A 20,703-nucleotide genomic window follows, 5' to 3' on the forward strand; every position below is an offset into this window, starting at 1 on the left:
TGCATTTTGGGGCGGAAACGGTGTTTGATCTGATCGATGGTGAGGGAACGGCGGGTTCTCAGCAGGCTTACTTCTCCGAAACCAATGCATTTATTGGCACAATTGCGCAACAGACCAGTCTTTGGAGCAATCCATATCGCCAGATGGATGCGAATGCGAAACCGGATCGCGATTGCTTGGTAAAAGATCAAACCTGTGCGTCAAGCAGATGGCGCGGCTGGTTTTCGGGCTTCGGAAGCAGCACAAGTGTCGACGGTGATCCAACGGTTGTTGGCTCGGGTGATCTGCGAAGCCACAGCAAAGGCATGGCGGCTTGCTTTGATTATCAGCTCAGCCAGCAGGCACTGCTTGGCTTTGCAATCGGTGTTGGCGAAACAGACTTTAAAGTCACTGATCGCCTGACAAGCGGCGACATGCAGACGGAACGAAGCGCGATTTATGGCGCATATAAGCGGGATAATTTCTACATTGACGGTTTGCTTGGGTTGGATTGGTTCAATGTCAGTACCGGGCGTTTCGCAGCTATAGGAGCCACTGCATCCAATGCTGGGGTGCATGACTGGATGCAAAATGATTTTTCTGGCTATGGCTTTAACATGCGCCTGGAAGGCGGTTACCGTACATAGCTTGGAGGCGTTCAGTTTACCCCCTTTGCGGCGTTGCAATTGTCGTCGTTTCACATGAATGGCTCAACAGAACGTGCGGATGTGACAGATGGACGTCTCGCACTTTACTATAAAAACCGGACGATCAATTCTGTTCCTCTCACGCTCGGAGCTCAGTTCGATACGCGTGTACAACTGAGTGAAAATGCGTATTTCACGCCTTACATGCGTGCATCCTGGGTTCATGAATTCTCAAATAAACGCTCGGTTGAAGCAGGTTTCACAGCGGCTCCTGGCTATGAGTTCGTCGTGCATCGTGCGGAAGCGCCGCGCGACTCGGCACAACTCCCGGCAGGCTTCAATGTGCAGATCGAGACGGGATTGTCTCTCTACGGCAAAGTGACAGGCAACCTTTCCAGATCGTCAAACGATATATCTCGCTCGGGTGGTTTCCGGTTACGATGGTAAAAGGGCAGTATGTGATTATGCAAATACGAATGAAAACCCTTTGTTTAATAGTTATGGGCCTATCGGCGACAATCATTGTTTCGGCCAGAGCGCAAAACGAACAGTCAGCTGCGGCATCCAACACGCAGCAGACCCTTGAACTTAAGACGAGCGGCTGGCAGAGCAAGTGTGTTGCCAGAGATCGTCAGGCTCCGTTAGAATGTGTCATTGAAGCGAGTGCCGTGCTTAGCAACAATGGACAGCTTTTGACGGATTTTTCTATTCGTATTCCTGATGCAAAAGCGCAACCGCTTATGTTGGTGCGTGTTCCTCTGGAAGTAGCATTAACTGCGGGTCTCAATCTGAAGGTGGACGATGGTAAAACGTCCAGCTATCCGTTACAGACCTGCAATAATGATGGCTGCTTTGTTGGTGAAGCCATCGATAAAGACCAGCTTGCAGCGATGATCAAGGGCGCAAATGTTGAGGTGTCCTTCAAGGATACAGCGCAAAATGATATTCGCCTGAAGTTACCGCTTAAAGGCTTCGGCGATGCTTACAAAGGGGTCAAGTAACAAACAATGTTGATATTCATTACAAGTGATATCGTGTGAGCGTATATGATGGGGACTAATAGCCTGCTGTTAATCAGAGCGGTTGTAACTTAATTCGACTGATCAGTGATTTTCTCACTGTGTCTTGCCAAAAAAGGAAACTCAGATGTCTCTGAGCACATTTGCAGTCGATATAGCTTTACCTGCGCCAGTTCTTCTCGTTGAAGATGATCTGGCAGTCCGTCGCAGGCTTGAGGGAATACTTCTGCAATTTGGCTATAAGATTGAGGCTATTATCTTTGTGGCATCTTTGGCGGAGGCGCGCGCTTATCTGGCCGAAGAACCAGTTTCTCTGGCGCTTGTTGATTTGGGCCTGCCTGATGGCAATGGCGTGGATCTGATTAAAGAATTACATGTTAGTGAGCCGGCACTGCCGATTTTGGTAATTTCCGCTTGGTGCACACAGGACGTCATTCTTTCTGCGTTGAGAGCAGGTGCAATTGGTTATGTGTTAAAGGAGCGAGATGATATCGAAGTCGCTCTGGCAATACGCAGTGTCTTGCGCGGTGGAGCACCGATAGATCCATTTGTGGCGAAACGGATCATTGAAGAGCTGCCAGCTGAAACGCAGGAGCGCCCCGAACCGCAAAGTTCTATGGAGGCGCTGACTGCACGAGAAAGCCAAATATTGTCGTTGGTTGCTGAAGGGCTGGGAAACAAAGATATTGCTGACACGCTGTGTCTGTCCCGCTATACGGTGGAATGCCATATCAAGCGGATCTATCGCAAACTCGCTGTTTCTTCACGTACCCGCGCCATTCATACTGCGCGGCAGCGCGGTTTGTTGGCGTGAGATGGCTGTTAATCGTTTTATTCTTGTGTGGTCTTGGCCCATCCGCCTGGGCTAAGGAAGCCAGCGATGTCCCGGTCTGCCCCGTTCAGATTGTTAGTATTCAGGCAGCTCAATCACGTGAAAATGGTCAAAGGCCCGATGATACGGGGCAATGGGAAAACGTTACTTTACCCGATGACTGGAATTGGCGCCACAAGGAGCAGGCAGATAATATCTGGTATCGTATAAGCTGGGGTCAAGATTGCGAGCCTGCACCGGAAGAGCGTATTGCACTGCTGTTGCGTTCAATCATCATGGCCGGTGAAATTTATATCAATGATCATTTTCTTTGGCGCGATGAGCATTTGGTTGAGCCACTATCACGCAGCATGAATATGCCGCGTTATTGGGTTTTGCCAGATGCCTGGCTCCAGGACGGTACCAACACAATTTGGATCAGGGTTGTAGGTGTCAAAGGACAAATGCTGGGTCTCGGACCAATTGCTGTGGGCGAGGCCACTTCTCTCTATCCGCAATACGAAAACCTATGGTGGCGCAACCGCACATTATATATCGCCAATATTATCGTTTCTGGTGTTATTGGGATCTTGTTCTTTTGTATCTGGTTCGTTCGGCGCGATCATTCGGCTTATGGCTGGTACGCCTTTTCGTCCTTATTCTGGGTTGTGTTTATATCGAATACTCTTGTTACGACGCCATGGCCATGGCCTGACACATTGACCGCATCCCGGGTCAACGTCGTTGCTTTGATGTTATGTGTGGCATGCTTTTGTATGTTTGTTATGCGTTTCGGAGAGCTTTTTCCCAGGCTGTATGAGCGAACGCTTTGGGTTTTTGTAGCCATATTAGTCTTTGCGTCGCTTTTTATGCCGCAAGCCTTTTTTGTTTATATTCAAATAGCTGGTGTCATCATTGCCGCCGTTTTCTTTTTATTCAATTGTATTCATTTTCCGCTTTATGCATGGCAAACGAAAAAGCCAGAACACCTTATGCTTGGTGGCTGCCTGCTTGTGCTCATCTTAACAATATTGCATGATATCGTTATGGTTTTTGGGCCTATTCCGGGAGATTTTACGGTGTTGCCCTATTCCAACATTGTCATTACTTTGAGTTTGTCAGGCATATTAGGTCTCCGTCATGCTCATAATGTTCGCCGTATTGAGCAGTTCAATGTCGAGCTTGCTGAAAGCATAGACAGTGCCCGCTCCGAACTCGCAACAACACTTGAACGTGAATATTCACTCGCACTTTCCAATACCCGTTTAAAAGATCGGTTGGAAATTGCCCATGACCTTCATGATGGTTTAGGCGGCGCGCTGGTTCATATGATGGCGTCAATTGAGCAGGGGAGCGGGCCCGTAAACCGTTCGCAAGTTGTTTCGATGCTGAAGCTGATAAGGGATGACTTGCGTCAGACAATTGATAGCAATTCAAGCCCAAGTATCAAGGTTCCTGCAACGCCGATCGAGTGGGCAGCTCCACTCAGACACCGTTTCACTGCACTTTTTGATGAATTGGATATTGCTGCTGAATGGAGTTTTCCCGCTCGCTGGCAAAAGTCTCCAACGACATTGCAATGTTTGGCATTGGCGCGTGTCGTTGAAGAAGCTTTGACGAATGTCATTAAACATAGTCGCGCGAAGCACGTGATCGTGCGTCTTAAACAGCCTGCAACCAATGAACTGACATTGGAGGTCGAAGATGACGGTGCTGGCTTTGATGTTTCGGCTGTTCAATTGGCGAGTATGAGCATCGGTACCCGCAGTATGTCGATGCGCATTATGCGTATCGGCGGACGTTTCAGTATAACATCCTGTCCCGGAAAAACGACAGTGTTGGCAACATTTACATTATAGAGTTATCACTTGTTTTGGTCCCATGGCGTTCCGCTTGCCCATTCTTTGCGAATGGCTTCGATGAAACGTCTTACTTTTGGCGAAACATGGCGCCGCGTAGGATAAACAGCAGTAATGGGCAGTTCTTCGTGACGTAAATGTGTGAGGATTGGTATCAGGCGCCCCTTTTTAATATCATCTCCAACCAGAAAAGCGCCGAGCTGCACAATTCCAAGGTTATTCAAAGCCGCATCGCGGATTGCTTCCGTGTTGTTGAGTTTCAGGCGTCCTTCGACAGAAATGTATCGAACCTCACCACCAATTTGGTAACGCCATGGCATTGGCGAGTTGGCATAGGTAAACACAATTTTATTGTGGTTTTGCAGATCATCAAGGCTTTGTGGCATGCCATGATGTTCCAGATAGGCAGGTGTTGCACAGGTGAAAAAACTGTGGGGTGCCAGAACCTGCCGGATCAAACCGCTGTTGGTTGGTCCACCAATGCGAACTGCAACATCAATTCCATCTGAGACAAGATCGCAATAGTCATCAGAGAATGTCACATCCGCCTCCAGTTCAGGCCATTCGGCTAGAAACTTTTGTAATACGGGCATGACGTGCAGACGACCGAACGCTGTTGGAATATCAATGCGAAGTCGCCCCTTAGGCGCCTGATTGCGCATAGCCAGTGTCGCTTCTGCGTCATCGACTTCACAAATGATACGCAAAGCGTGGTCGTAAAATAATTTTCCCTCCTCTGTGAGGCTCACGCTTCGTGTCGTGCGATGAACCAGACGTGTGGCGAGATTTTCTTCGAGCCGGGCGATACTCTTTCCGACAGCCGAACGTGTAATCCCTAACTTCGTCGCTGCTTGAGTAAAACTCCCGGTATCTGCAACGCGCACGAAAGCCAGAATGTCTCCGAAATGATCAACCATTGGTTCCAATTTGTCCCATCTGATGCGGTCCTGAGCTACTTTATCAATTTTTTGGACCTGGTAAAGACTGCCGAATGATTGAGGTGAATCTCAAAAAGCTTCGCAATAAGAGGCAGTCCAATGGCACAGATCACGGAATTAAGACAAAGCGCTCAGCATACGGATTGGTCGGCGGTTTATGTTGTGGGCCTTACGACTTTTGCAGTTGTGACAACTGAAATGTTGCCGATAGGCATGATGATGCCAATTGCAAAGGAACTGGATATTTCGCTTGGCACTGCTGGTTTAGTTATTTCAGTTCCCGCACTGTTTGCCGCTTTTTTCGCACCCATGGTTGTTCTCATGGCAGGTGAAATTGATAGACGTCGAGTTCTAGTCGGGCTGCTTATGCTCCTGACCGTCGCCAATCTCGCTACGGCCTTGTCACCATCATATGAATGGCTGCTTGTAGCGAGAGTTATTGTAGGATTTTGCATGGGCGGGATATGGGCAGTCGCTGGCGGACTGGCCCCGAAGTTGGTTCCCACGCAATCGGTAGGAGTGGCGACAGCAATTATTTTTGGCGGGGTTGCTGCCGCGTCAGTCGTGGGGGTGCCGCTTGGCGTGATGATTTCCGACATTGCAGAATGGCGAGGGGCATTTGCAGTCATGGCAGGATTTAGCCTGATTGTCTTCGGGCTTGGTTTCCGTCTCTTGCCAGCCTTGCGTGTCAATCAGTCTGTCCGGGCAAGCCAGATGATCGCCGAATTGAAAAGACCTCGTGTTCAGGCGGGACTGTTCCTTACACTGTTGCTCGTTACGGGGCATTTCATCGCCTATACATTTGTGGGCTCAATTTTAGAGGTTATATCTGGTGTTAAGACGGAATGGATCGGCATGTTGCTGTTCATTTACGGCGCTGCAGGAATTATTGGGAATTTTCTGGCAGGCAGGTTCGCTTCAGCAAGACTCGGAATGACACTGGGAACGATTATTTTCAGCCTTTTGATAGCAATTCCTGGGTTCGCCTTTGTTGGGGAAGGGACTATCTCAGCGGTTGAAATCCTCATCTTGTGGGGCGGGGCATATGGTGGAGTTTCGGTCACTCTGCAAATATGGATGATGAAAGCGGCATCAACCTCCATTGAGATTACGACAGCGCTTTTTGTGTCGGTCTTTAATAGTGCTATCGCTTTAGGGGCATTGATTGGTGGGCAAGTCACCGACCGCTTTGATTTACATACCACCCTAACTGTCGCGGCAATTTTTGCGGCATTAGCCCTATCGTTTTTGCTTCTCATTCTGCGGAGAAATTAAAATGGGTCATGATATCTTTGACTTGGGCGATATCCAACTTCAATCAAAACAATATATCCGTAATGCGCAGCTTGCATACAAAACATATGGTCGGTTCAATAATGAGAGAGATAACGTCATTATTTATCCTACATCTTTTGCGGCCACGCACGATGATGCTGCCTGGTTGATTGGTCAGGGGCGTGCTCTTGATCCGGATAAGTACTTCATCATTGTTCCAGATATGTTTGGTAATGGTGTATCCAGCTCCCCGAGTAATATGCCATCGTGCATCGATGCTGGGAAATTCCCCCGTGTGACGATCCATGACAATGTTAAGCAACAGCATCGGCTCTTGACCGAAAGGTTCAAAACTCAAAAAATAAAACTAGCTATAGGCTGGTCTTTAGGCGGAGCACAAGCATTTGATTGGGCATCGTCCTTTCCAGACATGGTTGAGCGCCTGTTCACTTTTCAGAGCGCGGCGCGCACCTCACGACACTTCTATTTGTTCTTTGATAGCGTGCGAGCCGCTATTGAACTTGATGCAAATTTTGAACACGGTTTCTATACGAAGCAACCGCTTTGCGGCCTTCGTGTTGCCGCGCGTATTTATGCAGCATGGGGTTTTTCGCAGGCGTTTTTTCGAGAGAAGCTCGATGAGCGCGCGCTCGGTTATAAGTCGCTTGACGATTTTCTCGTAAATTTCTGGGAAGATTGGTTTTTGAAGCGCGATGCGAATAATATTCTCGCGCACCTATGGACCGGCCAACATGCAGACATAAGCGCTAACGAAAAATATCTTGGTGACCTTGATCAGGCGCTGGCTGCAATAAAAGCTGACACAATGATCATGCCTGCGTCGAGTGACCTGTATTTTCCGGTCAAAGATGCCGCTTGGGAAGCTTCCCGTATTGCGAAAGCCGAGCTGCGTATTTTGGAAACCGTATGGGGACATGTTGCTGGCGAAGGTTTGAATGATGCTGATACCAAAACCATTGAGACTGCAATATTTGAACTACTGCAACGATGATACAAACTACACATTATTCAATCGCAGCAGATATGAACAATAGTATGCCAGCTAAAGATTGGCATTAGCAAAAACGCGGAGTTCTGGTTTTTCGACATATGAAAAATCAGAATTTTCGACGCCGAGTTCTGTAAGGGCTGCCTTCAACGCCCAACGTGCTTGCTTTTCAGGATCTTGATCGAGAACAAAATCTAAAATGCGTTCCCGGATTAAAGCTTCATGCGCATCATTGCGCTCATGGCCAATCCAGATTGGCTTCCGATCAAGTTTTCTTAGTATAGTCGCAATTTCGCCACCAGAGTCGGCAGTCTCATAAATTGCATCTGGCAAGCGGCCGTACTTTGCCAATTCTGCCAAATGGCCCCAAGATGCATTTGGGGCCTCGTGAGTGACAAAGACATCGCTCTTATGGTTTGTATGCAACTCAGCTCTGAAGCCCTCCACTCTGTCGCGGTGTGATTGTAACGTCGTATTTGCTTGAAGGATCAGGACTTTGGCAGGCTTTTCACGCAGTGCGAAATTTATCAGGGATGCTGCCAGACGTCCGGCAGCCATATTGTTAACCCCACTAAACGCATGAGCTGGCAACCCGGGAATACGGGTTGATACAAAGATAAGGATTTCACCCTTCTCCATGACGCCCGCCAGGCTTTGTGCAACTTCGCTGTCCAGTTCTGCTGCAACGATCAGAGCGCTGCGTTTTAACTGCGATGCATTAATCGCGCGGATCATTGCCTGCGGATCGTTTTCCGGCACAAAAGTGCGATGAAGCATTATGCCGCGCGGCAGTAGTTTTGCTGCGTTCTTAAAACTGTTTGAAAGCCTGGCCCAATATGGCGTTGGATTCGTGGGAAGGATCGCCTCTATCCTCAGGTTTCCGTAGTCGGGAAGAGGCAAAACACGCCTAAGACCCAGCTGTGAGGCAGCGTGTAAAACTTTTTCCCGTGTTTTTGGGGATACGCTGCCGCGTTCGTTCAGGACCCGCTCAACTGTTGTGATGCTTACCTTAGCAAATTCAGCGACGTCCCGAAATCCGGGGTTTTTGGACGCGTCAATCAAAATGGCCTCTTTATGATTCACTTGTCCTCCCGAAGAGAGCGATTAGCACACGCTGGAAATTTAGAACATAATAAAATGTCAATAGCTCAGATGACGCGAATCCGTCCAAACGGTACTTGGTGACGACTTGTCGCACTTTTTAACGCGCCATATAAGAGCGCTTTCCTCCCAAGGAAAGCTCAACTGTGTTGCATATTCGATCCTAAGTCTGGCTCAATCCGGACGAGGGCATGTGCGCACAGTTGTGCGTTATTGACTGGTTGCTGAATAGAGATTTCAGCGATCCAAATATGGAGCAGCTTCAGATGCGCGATGCGGATCTCGTAAGAGTTTTCAGGCTATGCAAACGCCCGCAGCAAAAGCTTTATCGCAATCGTAATGCCATTGTGAAAAGCATCTGAAGCTCCTGTAGTTCAAATGGATTATTCAACATGAACAATGTTTTAACATGGATACTCCGTGTTCTGGGGGTGGTCGTTGCACTGCTCGGACTCGGCCTCGTCTGGGGAGGGGTTAAACTTCTCTCGCTGGGCGGTTCGTGGTTTTATCTCGTTGCAGGTATCGCCATGTTGGCGATTGGCTATTTTGCATTTCGCAAACGTGGCGCAACGTTGTGGATCGCACTTGCTCTTTTCGTTGCAAGCGTCATCTGGGGTGTGTGGGAAGTCGGCTTCGATTTCTGGCAGCTCGTTCCACGCACTCTAACATTCCTCGTCATCGCGCTCGCCACCGCTGTTATTTCACCGGCTCTGGTACGCAAGTCAGGCCGCGCAGCGCTGTCGTGTAAATCCTCGGCTGGTTTGTCAGTTTTGCTTGCCGCAGCTTTTGTCGCTACGCTTTTTGGCATGTTCCGTCCGCATCCAACGGTCGTTGCGGCGGGCGATGGCCCAGCACCTGTCATCAATGCTGATGCAGGCAAAGATAGCGGAAATGACTGGCCAGCTTATGGCCGGAACACGGGTGGTAACCGTTTTGTTCAGTTCGACCAGATTAACAAGTCGAACGTAAAAGATCTGAAAGTTGCCTGGACCTATCGCACCGGCGACCTTGCCGTCGATGGTAAGGAATATCAGGTTACGCCGCTTAAGATTGACGACACGGTTTATCTTTGCACGCCGTCCAACATAGTCATTGCAATTGATGCGACGACTGGACAGGAACGCTGGAAGTTCAACCCACAGGCAACTGTCTTTGAAAGCACGAAGGGCTGGCGTCGTTGCCGTGGTGTTGGCTACGCTGATCTCACAGCACTTCCAGCACCTGTGAGCGAAAACGCGAATGCCGATGCAAACGCCATTCAGGCATCTGCACCTGCTGTTTGTCGTAAGCGCATATTCACATCGACCATTGATGCACGCCTTCTCGCAATCGATGCCGATACCGGCAAGCTTTGCGAAGATTTTGGTGTGAATGGCGCTGTCGATCTGAGTGTCGGCCTGACGCCCGATCCGGTTGGTGGTCAGCAGGGCTCTTACAACGTCACATCCGCACCTCTGGTTGCCGATGGCGTTGTGATGGTTGGCGGTCGACTGAACGACAATCTGACCGTCGGCGAGCCTTCGGGTGTTGTGCGTGGCTTTGACGCGCGTACAGGAAAAATCCTGTGGGCCTGGGATGCCGCTCGCGGCGCAACCGATAGCACGCCTCTGCCAGAAGGCCAGACCTACGCGCCAGAAACACCAAATTTCTGGGGCACGGCTGCCTACGATCCAGAGCTTGGCCTCGCGTTCTTCCCAACGGGAAATCAGACGCCTGACTTCTGGACTGGAAATCGTCATCCGTATTCGGATGAATATAACGATGCCATTGTTGCTGTCGATATGAAGACAGGCAAAGAGCGCTGGCATTTCCGCACCGCAAATATTGATCAGTTTGACTACGATGTTTCATCGCAGCCAATTCTCTACGATCTTCCACGTGCCGATGGCACAAAAACACCGGTCATCATTCAGCTTACCAAGCGTGGTCAGATTTTCGTTCTGGATCGTCGTACGGGTGAGCCAGTTGTGCCGGTTGAAGAACGTCCGGTCTCAACAGATTCCATGCCAGGCATGAATGTTGCGCCAACGCAGCCATATTCCGCGATTTCCGTCGGCACTGATAAGCTGACTGAACGCGATATGTGGGGCGCAACAATCTTTGATCAGTTGTATTGCCGCATCGAGTTTAAGGATATGCGTTGGGAAGGTGAGTTTACACCGCTCTCCGACAAGCAGCGTACTCTGATCTATCCGGGCTATTATGGTGGCTTTAACTGGGGTGGCGGTGCCATTGACGCGGCGACAGGTACGCTGATTGTCAATGATATTCGCATGGCTCAGTGGGGTCGCTTTATCAAGCAGGATGAAGCCAAGCGCATCGGACTGACACCTTCAACTGAAGGCGAATATTCTGAACAACTCGGCACCCCTTGGGGTGTAGAACGCTCGATGTTCGTCTCACCGCTCGGCATTCCGTGCTTTAAGCCACCATTTGGCACTATGACAGCCATTGACCTCGAAAGCGGAAAGACAAAGTGGCAGGTTCCTATGGGATCAATCCAGGACGCGCCGGTTCGCGGTATCGTTCCGGGCGTTCTCATTCCACTCGGTATGCCAACGATGGGTGGACCATTGGTCACCAAGGGCGGCCTGACATTCTTCCACGGTACACTGGATTACTATACACGTGCGCTTGACAGTGACACGGGTGAGGAACTCTGGCGTGGACGTCTTCCCGTTGGTGGTCAGGGCGCGCCGATGAGCTATGTCGGAAAAGATGGCAAGCAGTATATCGTTGTTGTTGCTGGTGGTGCCACACGTACCGGCACCAATGACAATCGCGGTGACTATGTCATTGCCTATGCGTTGCCTGACTAAAGGCATCAACGGACATGGCCGACGAAAATCGGCCATGTCACGCACATAATTTTGATCACACTGATTCAAATTTTGTGCGAAATAATGTTATGTGAATGAATTATAACTTTTGCGTGAGACTTTGCCCAAAACGCAATCTAAGCCTTATAATAAATACGAGCAGTGGTATCTGCTTTTGAATAAGGAGTATCGAAATGAAGTGGTCTGCACCAAAATTCGTTGAAGTTACCTGCGGAATGGAAATCAATCGCTATGCTCCGGCTGACGGCGATGAACCGATCCTGTTCTAATCATAGAAGCATGGTTTTTGCCGCTTGCAGCAAGACCATTTGAGCAATGATTTTGTTGGTGGCAATCGTCCGCGTCACATTGGTTGCGGGTTACGGTTGCCATCAACATTTTGAGTTATCGCGCATCGGCGCGACCGAGTTATTCCGACATGTATATGACAACTCGGACAAGGAATTAGATTTCGTGAGCAGCCTGCGTTTTCTCGTGCTCGGCGCCGCCGCAGGTGGTGGCCTTCCACAATGGAATTGCAATTGTGCCAATTGCGCTGCCGCACGCGATCCCAGATCAGGGGTAACTCCACAAACGCAATCATCACTTGCTGTAAGCGTCGATGGCGAAAACTGGGCAGTGTTCAATGCGTCGCCCGATATTCGGCAGCAGTTGATACAAACCAAGGCACTGCATCCGAGAGCCTTACGTGATAGCCCTGTCAAAAGCATCGTTATTACCAATGCTGATGTGGACCATATTGGCGGATTGCTAACGGTACGTGAGAAGCAACCCTTCCGGTTGCTGGCAACATCCGCTATTCAGAAAGTCCTGAGCGAAAACCCGGTTTTTAAAGTGCTTGATCCTGACTTCGTAGAGCGAAAAACTTTTCAGCTTGATGAAGAGTTTACACCGCTCGAAGGACTGACAGCGCGCATTTTTGCTGTGCCGGGAAAGGTTGCACTTTTTCAGGAAGAGGGCGAGCTGGAACTCGGCGTCGAGGGCGAGCAAACTATCGGCATTGAATTTATCGCAGGCACCAAACGCGCATATTATATCCCCGGATGTGCGGCACTACCCGATTGGCTGGCAGAGCGCATTCGCGGTGCCGACCTTGTGTTTTTTGATGGCACATTGTTCACTGATGACGAAATGATTACGGTCGGAACCGGTCTCAAAACTGGGCAACGTATGGGGCATATGTCGATTTCCGGGCCAGATGGCAGTCTGGCACGGTTGTCTGCTCTCAACATTGCTCAGGTGGTTTATGTCCATATCAACAATACCAACCCGATCTGGCTGTCGGGACCAGAGCGCGCAACCGTAGAGGCAGCTGGAATGGCCGTTGCCTTTGACGGCATGGAGATTGATCTTGACTGAAGCTCAAAACAAAACTGATTTCGAAGCACGCTTGCGTGCAATCGGTGATGCCCGCTATCACGACAAGCACCCTTTTCACGATATGCTGCATGGCGGACGGTGCAACATCACGCAGGTTCGTGCCTGGGTCATCAACCGTTTCTATTATCAGAGCCGTATCCCGTTAAAGGACGCTGCTTTTATATCCCGCTGCGAAGACGTGTCGATACGGCGCGCATGGCGCAAGCGCATTGAAGACCATGATGGTGGTGTAGAAGAGGGTGGCGGTATTCGACGCTGGCTGAAGCTCGCGGAGGCTGTGGGTCTTGATCCGGATTATGTCGCCTCAAATCGTGGTGTTCTTCCCGGCACGCGTTTTGCCTGCGATGCATATGTACGTTTTGTGCGCGATATGCCGATGCTGGATGCGGTCGCAGCCTCGCTGACTGAACTCTTCGCCCCTGCCATTCATAAAAACCGCATCGCTGGTTTGATTGAACATTATGCTTTCGCTAACGAGCAGGCTCTTTCCTATTTTCGTAAACGTCTGGATGAAGCGCCCGTCGATGTGGCTTTCGGTCTGAACTATGTGCTCAATCATGCTGACACGAAAGAAAAGCAGGACGCGGCTGCCGCAGCGCTGACTTTTAAGACCGATGTGCTCTGGGCACAGCTGGATGCTCTGCATCAGGCATATGTAGCGCCAGCCTTGTTGCCCCCCGGTGGTTGGGATGGGCGAGAAGGTGTCATTGGCCAACTCGACCAGCCAGCGCGCAAGCTGGAAGTTGAGGGAGCGGCACAATGACAGAACCCACAGCCGTTATCGTATCGGGTGGTACAATAGCCAAGCTCGCCCGGGGCGTGCGTTTGCGCCAGGATCCGGTACGCGCTCAGAATGTGTTATTGGCACCTGAGCGCGCGCTGGCTTTGGATGAAATTGCGGTGATGATCGTGAATGCGCTTGATGGTGAGCGCACGCTGGATGAAATCGCCGGTGAATTTGCGGTTAAATTTGAAGCGCCCAAGGATCAGATCCTCAGTGACGTTATTGCTTTTGTGGATGAGTTTTCAAAACGCAGGATGCTGGAGCTGAAGTCTTGAACGAGCATGTAAGTGTCAGGCCGACAAGCGAATGGAATGGGGGACGTATTCGTATTCCTGCTCCCATCGCTATGCTTGCGGAGTTGACACACCGCTGCCCGCTTGCCTGCCCATATTGCTCAAATCCTCTTGAGCTTGAAGGTGTTAAAACTGAGCTTTCTACCGAGGAATGGATTAAAGCCTTCCAGCAAGCGGCGGCTTTAGGCGTATTACATTTGCACCTTTCAGGTGGAGAGCCTGCGGCACGTCGCGATCTTGTGGAACTGACGGCGGCTGCCGCTAAAGCCGGTCTTTACACCAATCTTATTACATCCGGCATTGGCCTTACGGAAAAGCGTATTACAGAACTATCCGATGCAGGCCTCGACCATTTGCAACTTTCAATTCAGGGATCGACACCTGAACGGGCCGACCGTGTTGGCGGATATAAGGGTGGCTATCAACGCAAAATTGTCGTTGCCGAATGGACTCATGCGGCTGGCATTCCCCTCACGGTCAATGCCGTCTGTCATAAGCAGAACATGGACCAGATGGATGAAATGCTGGATCTTGCAGTTAAGCTCGGGGCGCGACGCATCGAGATTGCGACGGTTCAGTTTCATGGCTGGGCCGACAAAAACCGTAAAGCTTTGATGCCGACAAAAGAGCAATTTCTGAAAGCAAATGCATTTGTTGAAAGCGCGCGGAAACGTCTCGAAGGGATCATTGTCATCGACTATGTTGGCGCAGATCATCATGCATCTTATCCAAAGGCCTGTATGGGTGGCTGGGCGCGCACAGGTCTGAACATTACGCCTTCGGGTAAAGCATTACCGTGCCATGCCGCAGAAACAATCCCGACACTGCAATTTGACAATGTGCGCGACAAAGACCTCGAAACGATCTGGTATGAGGGGCAGGCATTTAACGCTTTTCGCGGTGATAGCTGGATGCCGGAACTCTGCCGCAGTTGTGATCGCAAGGCGATAGATTTTGGTGGTTGCCGCTGTCAGGCGATGGCGCTTGCGGGCGATGCTTCTGCAACCGACCCTGTCTGTATTCGCTCTCCGTTGCGTCAACTGCTGGCAGAGCAAGCTGAAGCGGATAGCCTTGCTGAGCCACCACCCTTTGTTTATCGGGGGCGATAGGGCCACTGCACAGAAATACTTTTGTGCTCAATTCACAGGTTAAAAGGTTAATGTTGGCGAGCGTATTTTGGTGTAATATCCAGTCAGATAGCTATTTTTTGATATTCTAATAAATAATCAAAAATTTGTGACCGTTCTGCCTATAGCATTAAACCACGTTATGATTGATGCCTGGATCAGTGTTCAGGCGAATTGGAGTGAGTTTCATGTTAACTCGTATAGGCGGTTTAATAACTGCTTTATTAGGCGCTGCCATTTTATATTATGGTGCGCAGCTGGCAATTATTGGCGGCAGTTTTTTCTATGTCATTATGGCTTTAGGGCTTTTGATTTCAGGAGTGCAGCTTTTTCGGCTACGTCAGAATGGGCTTGTATTCTACGCACTAACACTTGTTGTGACCTTCATATGGACACTTTATGAAGTCGGGATGGACAAGTGGCAGTGGATACCACGTGGTGCGCTCATTATATTCTTAGGCCTGCTACTTTCGTTGCCCTTTATTGTGCGCGGCCTTCGTGACAAGCCTGTAAAGCTTTGGTCGCCCGGCCTTGCGAATGGCCCTTTTATTTTACGTTCTGTCGTGGGTCTGGTTGTAGCGATGGCGCTTGTTGCATGGTTTATCGATCCCATCGAAAAACAGGGGACATTGCAAACTGTCGCTGGTGCTAAAGAGGCGAGTATTGATCCAAGTGGCGTCCCTTATCCAGCAAATGACTGGGTTGCTTATGGTGGAACGAACCTTGGTCAGCGTTATTCGTCGCTAAAAGATATCAATAGTGACAATGTCGGAAAACTGAAAGTCGCGTGGGAGCATCACACAGGTGATCTGCGTGAAGGTGATGCCGTCGATTCAAAAGAATACACTTTTGAAGCGACCCCAATTAAAGTGAATGGTCTTCTGTATTTCTGTACGCCACATAATATCGTACAGGCATTGGAGCCGGAAACAGGCAAGCTGGCCTGGTCCTTTGATCCGAAGATGCAACGCGACAACCAATACCAGCATCAGACATGCCGTGGCGTTTCTTATAATGATTCATCAGAGTATGTCGTTCCCGCAGATACTGATCCTGTAAAAGCCGAAGCAATAAAGGCTGCAATTTTGCAATGCCCGCGCCGCATCATTGCTTCTTCCGTCGATGCACGCCTTTATGTTTTGAACGCCGACAATGGTGAATTGTGCACAAGCTTTGGCGATAATGGTTATGTCGATCTTAAAGCGCAGATGCCAAACATGGAACGCGCAACTTATCAGCAAACCTCTGCACCGCTGGTAACTGCTGATTTGATTATTCTTGGGAGCGCCATCGCCGATAATTATTACGAGAATAACCCGTCAGGTGTTATTCGCGCTTATGATGTACGCACTGGCGATATCGTTTGGAAGTTTGATGCGGGTAAGCCAGATGAAACCGCACCACTCGCGAGTGACGAGCTTTACGAGCCCAATTCGGCTGTTGCCTGGACGCAGCTTTCGGCAGATGAGAAGCTTGGCTTGGTTTATGTTCCATTCGGAAATAAATCACCCGACCAGGTCGGTGTATCAAGGTCTGAAGCAGACCAGAAGATGGTAGATTCGCTCGCCGCACTCGACCTCAGGACGGGCCGTTTGGTTTGGAATTTTCAGACAACCCATCATGACCTTTGGGACCGCGATATTCCTTCACAGCCTGTGTTGCTGAACTTGCCGCATGAGGGGCAGGATGTTCCTGCAATTCTCGTCCCTACAAAAATCGGTAACATCTGGGTTTTAGATCGTCGCACTGGCGATCCAATCATGCCCGTTCATGAAATGAATGTTTCGACAAAGACAGACATTCCAAATGAAAAGCTGTCGCCGACACAACCAATGTCCGCCCTATCTTTCACTCCAGCGCCATTAACTGAAGCTGACATGTGGGGCACAACGCCATTTGATCAGATCGCCTGTCGCATTACCTACCGTCAGGCGCGTTATGACGGAAATCCTTTTACTCCACCGCAGACAGAAGGTCTTTCGCTTGTATGGCCAGGAAATATCGGTGTCTTTAACTGGGGTTCGGTGGCTGTAGATCCTGTCAACGGATGGATTATTGCCACACCCCAGTACCTTCCTTACCTTTACCGGCTTTATAAACGACCTGAAGGTGAACCTGATAAACGCATGTTTGGAAATGCGGGCGACGCAGGTGGAGAATCCAAGCCGGGCAACGAAAATCTCGGCGGACCCTATGCTGTCTCAATCAGTCACATGCGTTCTGCCCTGGGCGTACCATGCAATACTCCACCGTGGGGCGTTCGTGTTGGGGTCAACCTCGCAGACGGCACGACAGCTTGGAAATATCGTAATGGTACGGTGGCTGGTCAGAAAATTGCCGGTATTCAGTTCCCTATACCATTTGAAATGGGTATGCTCGCACATGGTGGAACACTAACTACAGCTGGTGGCATTGCCTTCACTGGGGCAGCTCTTGATGACATCATTCGCGGTTACGATATGAAAACCGGTGAAACACTGTGGTCCCATAAACTCCCAGCCGGGGGGCAGGCAACTCCTATGACGTATCGTGGTAAAGATGGTAAGCAGTATGTCGTTATTGCTGCTGGAGGCCACGGTTCTCTGGGAACAACTCCTGGAGATTCCGTGATCGCATATACGGTTGACTAACCTTCACAACGCTACAGCGATAGCAGCACCGCAGGGTGCTGCTATCGACACGATAGAGTATACATGGTGAGAATAAATGCCAACAATCTTTTCAAATGGCGAGGGCAGTGTCTGGCATAAAGATAAGCTTTTAAATGAGCCGACAGATAAATAAACAGATTCCCCCAAAGCATGAATATATTTAAATAATAATTTCTGTATGATTTTACTATATTAGCTATATATAATATTATTAATATGGCATCTGCAAATTGATTTGCTTAAAAATGAAGGCTTTTGCATAATTTGATGGAATGCAAAGATGAAGAATACCTCAAATATTGGCTGCAAGACTCTGGTCGAATATCCGTCTCTTTTGTCACCCCTTCCTGAAGCAAACCTTGATGATTATAAGCGTGAAGAGGCCTTTATCCGCTATGCTTTAGATAGTGCCGCAATAGTTGCCATAACAGACGTTAAGGGCACGATCACATATGTAAATAATAAATTTTGTGAGATAAGTGGCTATCGGCGGGATGAATTAGTTGGCCAGAACCATAGGTTGCTCAAATCGGGTTTCCATGAGTTAAAATTCTTTAAAGATATGTATCATCAGATCGGAAATGGCCATGTCTGGCATGGCGAAATTTGCAACAAAGCCAAAGACGGCAGCCATTACTGGGTTGATACCACAATAGTCCCCCATCGCAGTACTGACGGGAAAATCGATAGCTATACGGCGATTAGATTTGATATATCCCATCAAAAAGCGGTTGAGGCCGAATTACGTAACAATGAGACTGAGCTGGATAAACTCGCTAATAGTGATGCGCTAACCGGGTTAGGCAACAGGCGAAGTTTTCAGGCGCATATGAATAAAGCACTGGTAGTTTGCAAAGCAAACAGGTCAGAATTGACGCTGGCATTGTTGGATATCGACTCGTTCAAATATGTAAATGACTCATATGGCTACAACGCTGGTGATATTTTATTGGAGAAAATTTCAAGAACACTGAGAGAAAGTCTCGAGCAATCAACATTTGTGGCACGTTTGGGCGGAGACGAGTTTGGATTGGTTTTCGCGAATGATAATCAACAAGAGACACTTGCGACTTTAAATAACCTACTGGAAAAAATAAGAGCTATCCCAACAAGTGGTATTAATTCCAGGCATTGTAGTGCAAGCATAGGTATCTCTCATTACCCTGATGACGGACAAGACCTGACATCTTTGTTTAAAGCGGCAGACATTGCACTTTATTGTGCTAAGTCAACGGGGCGAAATCAAGTCTCGGTCTTTGAAAAGCAATTGCTGGTTCATCTGAATGCGCGTGTTTCCCTGTTAGAAGAGGTGAAAATAGGATTAGCGAATGGGCAGTTTGAATTGTTCTATCAACCCATTGTCTCGCTTTTAGCTGAAAGAGAAATCTCTTTTGAGGCTTTGCTACGCTGGAACCATCCAAGTGGAAAGATACTCACTCCGGAGCATTTTGAAGCCGCATTGGAAGACGATCAAACCTCTGAGCTAATCGGTCAGTTTGTCCTTGAGAGAGTATTTTTCGATGCAATCGAATTGCGAACACTTGGCATTGAAACTGACTTCATCGCTATAAACATTACGAATTCTGACCTAAAATCAGACGTTTATATTAAACGATTTATAGAACTCTTGAGGTTAACTGGCCTGCCTGCTTCCCGTTTTTGTATCGAGATTACGGAGCGTATGCTTTTAAGTCGAGATCGAGAACATGTTTATGACGGGCTAAAGAAGTTTCATGAGTTTGGTGTCAAGGTCGCATTCGATGACTTTGGAACCGGGTACGCCTCTCTGTCTCATTTGCGAGCAATATCGATAGATCATATTAAAATCGATCGCTCCTTTGTGCAGAATATTGAGACATCTGTCGCAGATCAGGCAATTGCCGAAGGCATAATCCATATTTCACATAGGATGGGAAAACGCGTTGTTGCCGAAGGTATTGAAACCAAAGAACAACTGATAAAATTGCGTCATATGAAATGTGATGACTTTCAAGGCTGGTTTTTCTCAAAACCGAAACCGATCAGAGAGTTAAAAGGTGCGGTTGAAGTAATAAAGCGCACGTTGGACGGTAATCTGTGCAACCTTTTCTAAAGGGCATATAATTTGAAAATGCTATGGGTGAGTTGCTTCATCCAATATAGTTTCGATTGGATTGCGATATGGACTATAGGGCGATGAATACCTCAAATGCGAAGCGTAACGGTGAATGTAGTTGGTTGCCAGTGTCCATGTGGAATGCCAGCATGGCAGCTTTCGCCGCGTTAAGAGCCTCTCCGCAGTCTCGAAATCTTCGTATTCAGGCCGTTGGGCAAGCACTCGATTCACTGGATTGTTCGCTTTCCATCTTGCCATCAAACAATTTGCGACGTCCAGGATCAGGCTCAAACTTATGTTCAAATCAATCATAACGTCGGTTGATCAAGACACGTCACTCCTGCGCCAATGCATGTGCTGCCTTATTTAAAATCTAAAGCAACGAGCCAGAAGCCAAATACTTAAAGCACTTCGAACAATCTGAACGCTACGGTCTTTAGCCAGCAGCGCAACTATCCCGTTAAGTGTTATATTTTTGCGGCCTTCGATCATTCTCAGAATGATCTTTGTGCACGTCAAGCCTTGAACCACGCTCCATCGGATTGCTATTGCTGCCGATACCCTAAACCAAATACCGGCGCTGCGGGCCGATGATTTTCTCTGCCAGCCTGCAAAGCGCACGACCGTAGGTCGCCACTTAACACACGTCCCATCTGCCGGTTTCATAGCTCGAAACTTTTAAACAGGCATACCATAAACCGTAACCGGTGTTCTGGCCCCACATTCTGTTTGATTTTGCACTCTGTCATTGAGAGTTAGCGAATGGACAGAACGGAGTTTCTCCATGGAGCCTCGAATGGAGTTTCTCTCAAGCGATCAGAGTAAGCGTGACAGCCATCGTCAGTGGCCAGCTGATTTAAAAGCCCGGATTGTTTCGGAAAGCTTGCGCCCTGGT

At 48.9% G+C, this 20,703-nt stretch carries 15 protein-coding genes and 1 pseudogene; 14 read left to right on the forward strand and 2 right to left on the reverse strand.

Going from position 1 to position 20,703, the window contains the following annotated elements; genetic code table 11:
* The first annotated feature begins 143 nt into the window (after positions 1–143).
* The 4 genes and pseudogenes from ACOZHT_RS19230 to ACOZHT_RS19245 all read left to right on the forward strand — a co-directional run bounded on the left by ACOZHT_RS19230 (position 144) and on the right by ACOZHT_RS19245 (position 4,315).
* A pseudogene (locus ACOZHT_RS19230) lies at positions 144–1,073 on the forward strand (autotransporter outer membrane beta-barrel domain-containing protein).
* A gap of 29 nt (positions 1,074–1,102) precedes the next feature.
* Positions 1,103–1,627, forward strand: a complete 525-nt coding sequence (locus ACOZHT_RS19235; protein ID WP_339511885.1) for an invasion associated locus B family protein — start codon at positions 1,103–1,105, stop codon at positions 1,625–1,627.
* A gap of 145 nt (positions 1,628–1,772) precedes the next feature.
* Positions 1,773–2,459, forward strand: coding sequence for a response regulator transcription factor (locus ACOZHT_RS19240; RefSeq protein WP_310014021.1), 687 nt, complete (start codon positions 1,773–1,775; stop codon positions 2,457–2,459).
* 23 nt (positions 2,460–2,482) lie between these two features.
* A complete protein-coding gene (locus tag ACOZHT_RS19245) occupies positions 2,483–4,315 on the forward strand; it encodes a sensor histidine kinase (RefSeq protein ID WP_421566277.1) in 1,833 nt (610 codons plus the stop codon).
* A 5-nt stretch (positions 4,316–4,320) separates the two neighbouring features.
* Here the strand turns inward: ACOZHT_RS19245 and ACOZHT_RS19250 are convergent, their stop codons facing one another.
* Positions 4,321–5,232 (reverse strand): LysR family transcriptional regulator, encoded by a 912-nt coding sequence (locus ACOZHT_RS19250; protein ID WP_339511890.1) that lies wholly within the window; start codon positions 5,230–5,232, stop codon positions 4,321–4,323.
* Positions 5,233–5,352: 120 nt separating this feature from the next.
* Between ACOZHT_RS19250 and ACOZHT_RS19255 the strand changes: the two genes are divergently transcribed.
* Together ACOZHT_RS19255 and ACOZHT_RS19260 are read left to right on the forward strand one after the other, a co-directional pair.
* Complete coding sequence (locus tag ACOZHT_RS19255) at positions 5,353–6,528, forward strand: MFS transporter (protein ID WP_421566278.1); 1,176 nt, start codon at positions 5,353–5,355, stop codon at positions 6,526–6,528.
* Between the two features lies 1 nt (position 6,529).
* Positions 6,530–7,540 carry an alpha/beta fold hydrolase gene (locus tag ACOZHT_RS19260; protein ID WP_421566279.1) on the forward strand — a complete coding sequence of 337 codons (1,011 nt, stop codon included), beginning with the start codon at positions 6,530–6,532 and terminating at the stop codon, positions 7,538–7,540.
* Between the two features lie 51 nt (positions 7,541–7,591).
* Here ACOZHT_RS19260 and ACOZHT_RS19265 read toward each other — a convergent pair whose 3' ends face one another.
* Positions 7,592–8,620, reverse strand: coding sequence for a LacI family DNA-binding transcriptional regulator (locus tag ACOZHT_RS19265; protein ID WP_421566280.1), 1,029 nt, complete (start codon positions 8,618–8,620; stop codon positions 7,592–7,594).
* Positions 8,621–9,030: 410 nt separating this feature from the next.
* On the opposite strand from ACOZHT_RS19265, the gene ACOZHT_RS19270 reads away from it, so the two are divergent.
* The 8 genes from ACOZHT_RS19270 to ACOZHT_RS19305 all read left to right on the forward strand — a co-directional run bounded on the left by ACOZHT_RS19270 (position 9,031) and on the right by ACOZHT_RS19305 (position 19,805).
* Positions 9,031–11,457, forward strand: coding sequence for a membrane-bound PQQ-dependent dehydrogenase, glucose/quinate/shikimate family (locus ACOZHT_RS19270; protein ID WP_421566281.1), 2,427 nt, complete (start codon positions 9,031–9,033; stop codon positions 11,455–11,457).
* A gap of 194 nt (positions 11,458–11,651) precedes the next feature.
* The gene (gene pqqA / locus ACOZHT_RS19275) at positions 11,652–11,747 is read left to right on the forward strand and encodes a pyrroloquinoline quinone precursor peptide PqqA (RefSeq protein ID WP_310014034.1); all 96 of its coding nucleotides are present in this window, start codon (positions 11,652–11,654) and stop codon (positions 11,745–11,747) included.
* A 184-nt stretch (positions 11,748–11,931) separates the two neighbouring features.
* Positions 11,932–12,837 carry a pyrroloquinoline quinone biosynthesis protein PqqB gene (gene pqqB / locus ACOZHT_RS19280; protein WP_421566282.1) on the forward strand — a complete coding sequence of 302 codons (906 nt, stop codon included), beginning with the start codon at positions 11,932–11,934 and terminating at the stop codon, positions 12,835–12,837.
* The gene (pqqC, locus tag ACOZHT_RS19285) at positions 12,830–13,621 is read left to right on the forward strand and encodes a pyrroloquinoline-quinone synthase PqqC (protein ID WP_421566283.1); all 792 of its coding nucleotides are present in this window, start codon (positions 12,830–12,832) and stop codon (positions 13,619–13,621) included. Before pqqB ends, pqqC begins: the two co-directional genes overlap by 8 nt.
* The gene (pqqD, locus tag ACOZHT_RS19290; RefSeq protein ID WP_339511905.1) at positions 13,618–13,917 is read left to right on the forward strand and encodes a pyrroloquinoline quinone biosynthesis peptide chaperone PqqD; all 300 of its coding nucleotides are present in this window, start codon (positions 13,618–13,620) and stop codon (positions 13,915–13,917) included. Before pqqC ends, pqqD begins: the two co-directional genes overlap by 4 nt.
* Positions 13,914–15,044 carry a pyrroloquinoline quinone biosynthesis protein PqqE gene (gene pqqE, locus ACOZHT_RS19295; RefSeq protein WP_421566284.1) on the forward strand — a complete coding sequence of 377 codons (1,131 nt, stop codon included), beginning with the start codon at positions 13,914–13,916 and terminating at the stop codon, positions 15,042–15,044. Before pqqD ends, pqqE begins: the two co-directional genes overlap by 4 nt.
* Before the next feature lie 206 nt (positions 15,045–15,250).
* Positions 15,251–17,692 carry a membrane-bound PQQ-dependent dehydrogenase, glucose/quinate/shikimate family gene (locus tag ACOZHT_RS19300; RefSeq protein WP_421566285.1) on the forward strand — a complete coding sequence of 814 codons (2,442 nt, stop codon included), beginning with the start codon at positions 15,251–15,253 and terminating at the stop codon, positions 17,690–17,692.
* A 301-nt stretch (positions 17,693–17,993) separates the two neighbouring features.
* Positions 17,994–19,805: a putative bifunctional diguanylate cyclase/phosphodiesterase gene (locus ACOZHT_RS19305; RefSeq protein ID WP_421566286.1), complete on the forward strand. Its 1,812-nt coding sequence runs from the start codon at positions 17,994–17,996 to the stop codon at positions 19,803–19,805.
* Positions 19,806–20,703: the final 898 nt, after the last annotated feature.

The organism is Ochrobactrum sp. EDr1-4, assembly GCF_049199085.1.
Lineage (GTDB): Bacteria > Pseudomonadota > Alphaproteobacteria > Rhizobiales > Rhizobiaceae > Brucella.

Bases quoted from the DNA above. Each gene is read 5' to 3' on its own strand.
- ACOZHT_RS19270 (WP_421566281.1), top strand. From the start codon at position 9,031: ATGAACAATGTTTTAACATGGATACTCCGTGTTCTGGGGGTGGTCGTT.
- pqqD (WP_339511905.1), top strand. From the start codon at position 13,618: ATGACAGAACCCACAGCCGTTATCGTATCGGGTGGTACAATAGCCAAG.
- ACOZHT_RS19255 (WP_421566278.1), top strand. From the start codon at position 5,353: ATGGCACAGATCACGGAATTAAGACAAAGCGCTCAGCATACGGATTGG.
- pqqA (WP_310014034.1), top strand. From the start codon at position 11,652: ATGAAGTGGTCTGCACCAAAATTCGTTGAAGTTACCTGCGGAATGGAA.
- ACOZHT_RS19300 (WP_421566285.1), top strand. From the start codon at position 15,251: ATGTTAACTCGTATAGGCGGTTTAATAACTGCTTTATTAGGCGCTGCC.
- ACOZHT_RS19240 (WP_310014021.1), top strand. From the start codon at position 1,773: ATGTCTCTGAGCACATTTGCAGTCGATATAGCTTTACCTGCGCCAGTT.
- ACOZHT_RS19235 (WP_339511885.1), top strand. From the start codon at position 1,103: ATGAAAACCCTTTGTTTAATAGTTATGGGCCTATCGGCGACAATCATT.
- ACOZHT_RS19260 (WP_421566279.1), top strand. From the start codon at position 6,530: ATGGGTCATGATATCTTTGACTTGGGCGATATCCAACTTCAATCAAAA.
- ACOZHT_RS19305 (WP_421566286.1), top strand. From the start codon at position 17,994: ATGAAGAATACCTCAAATATTGGCTGCAAGACTCTGGTCGAATATCCG.
- ACOZHT_RS19250 (WP_339511890.1), bottom strand. From the start codon at position 5,232: ATGGTTGATCATTTCGGAGACATTCTGGCTTTCGTGCGCGTTGCAGAT.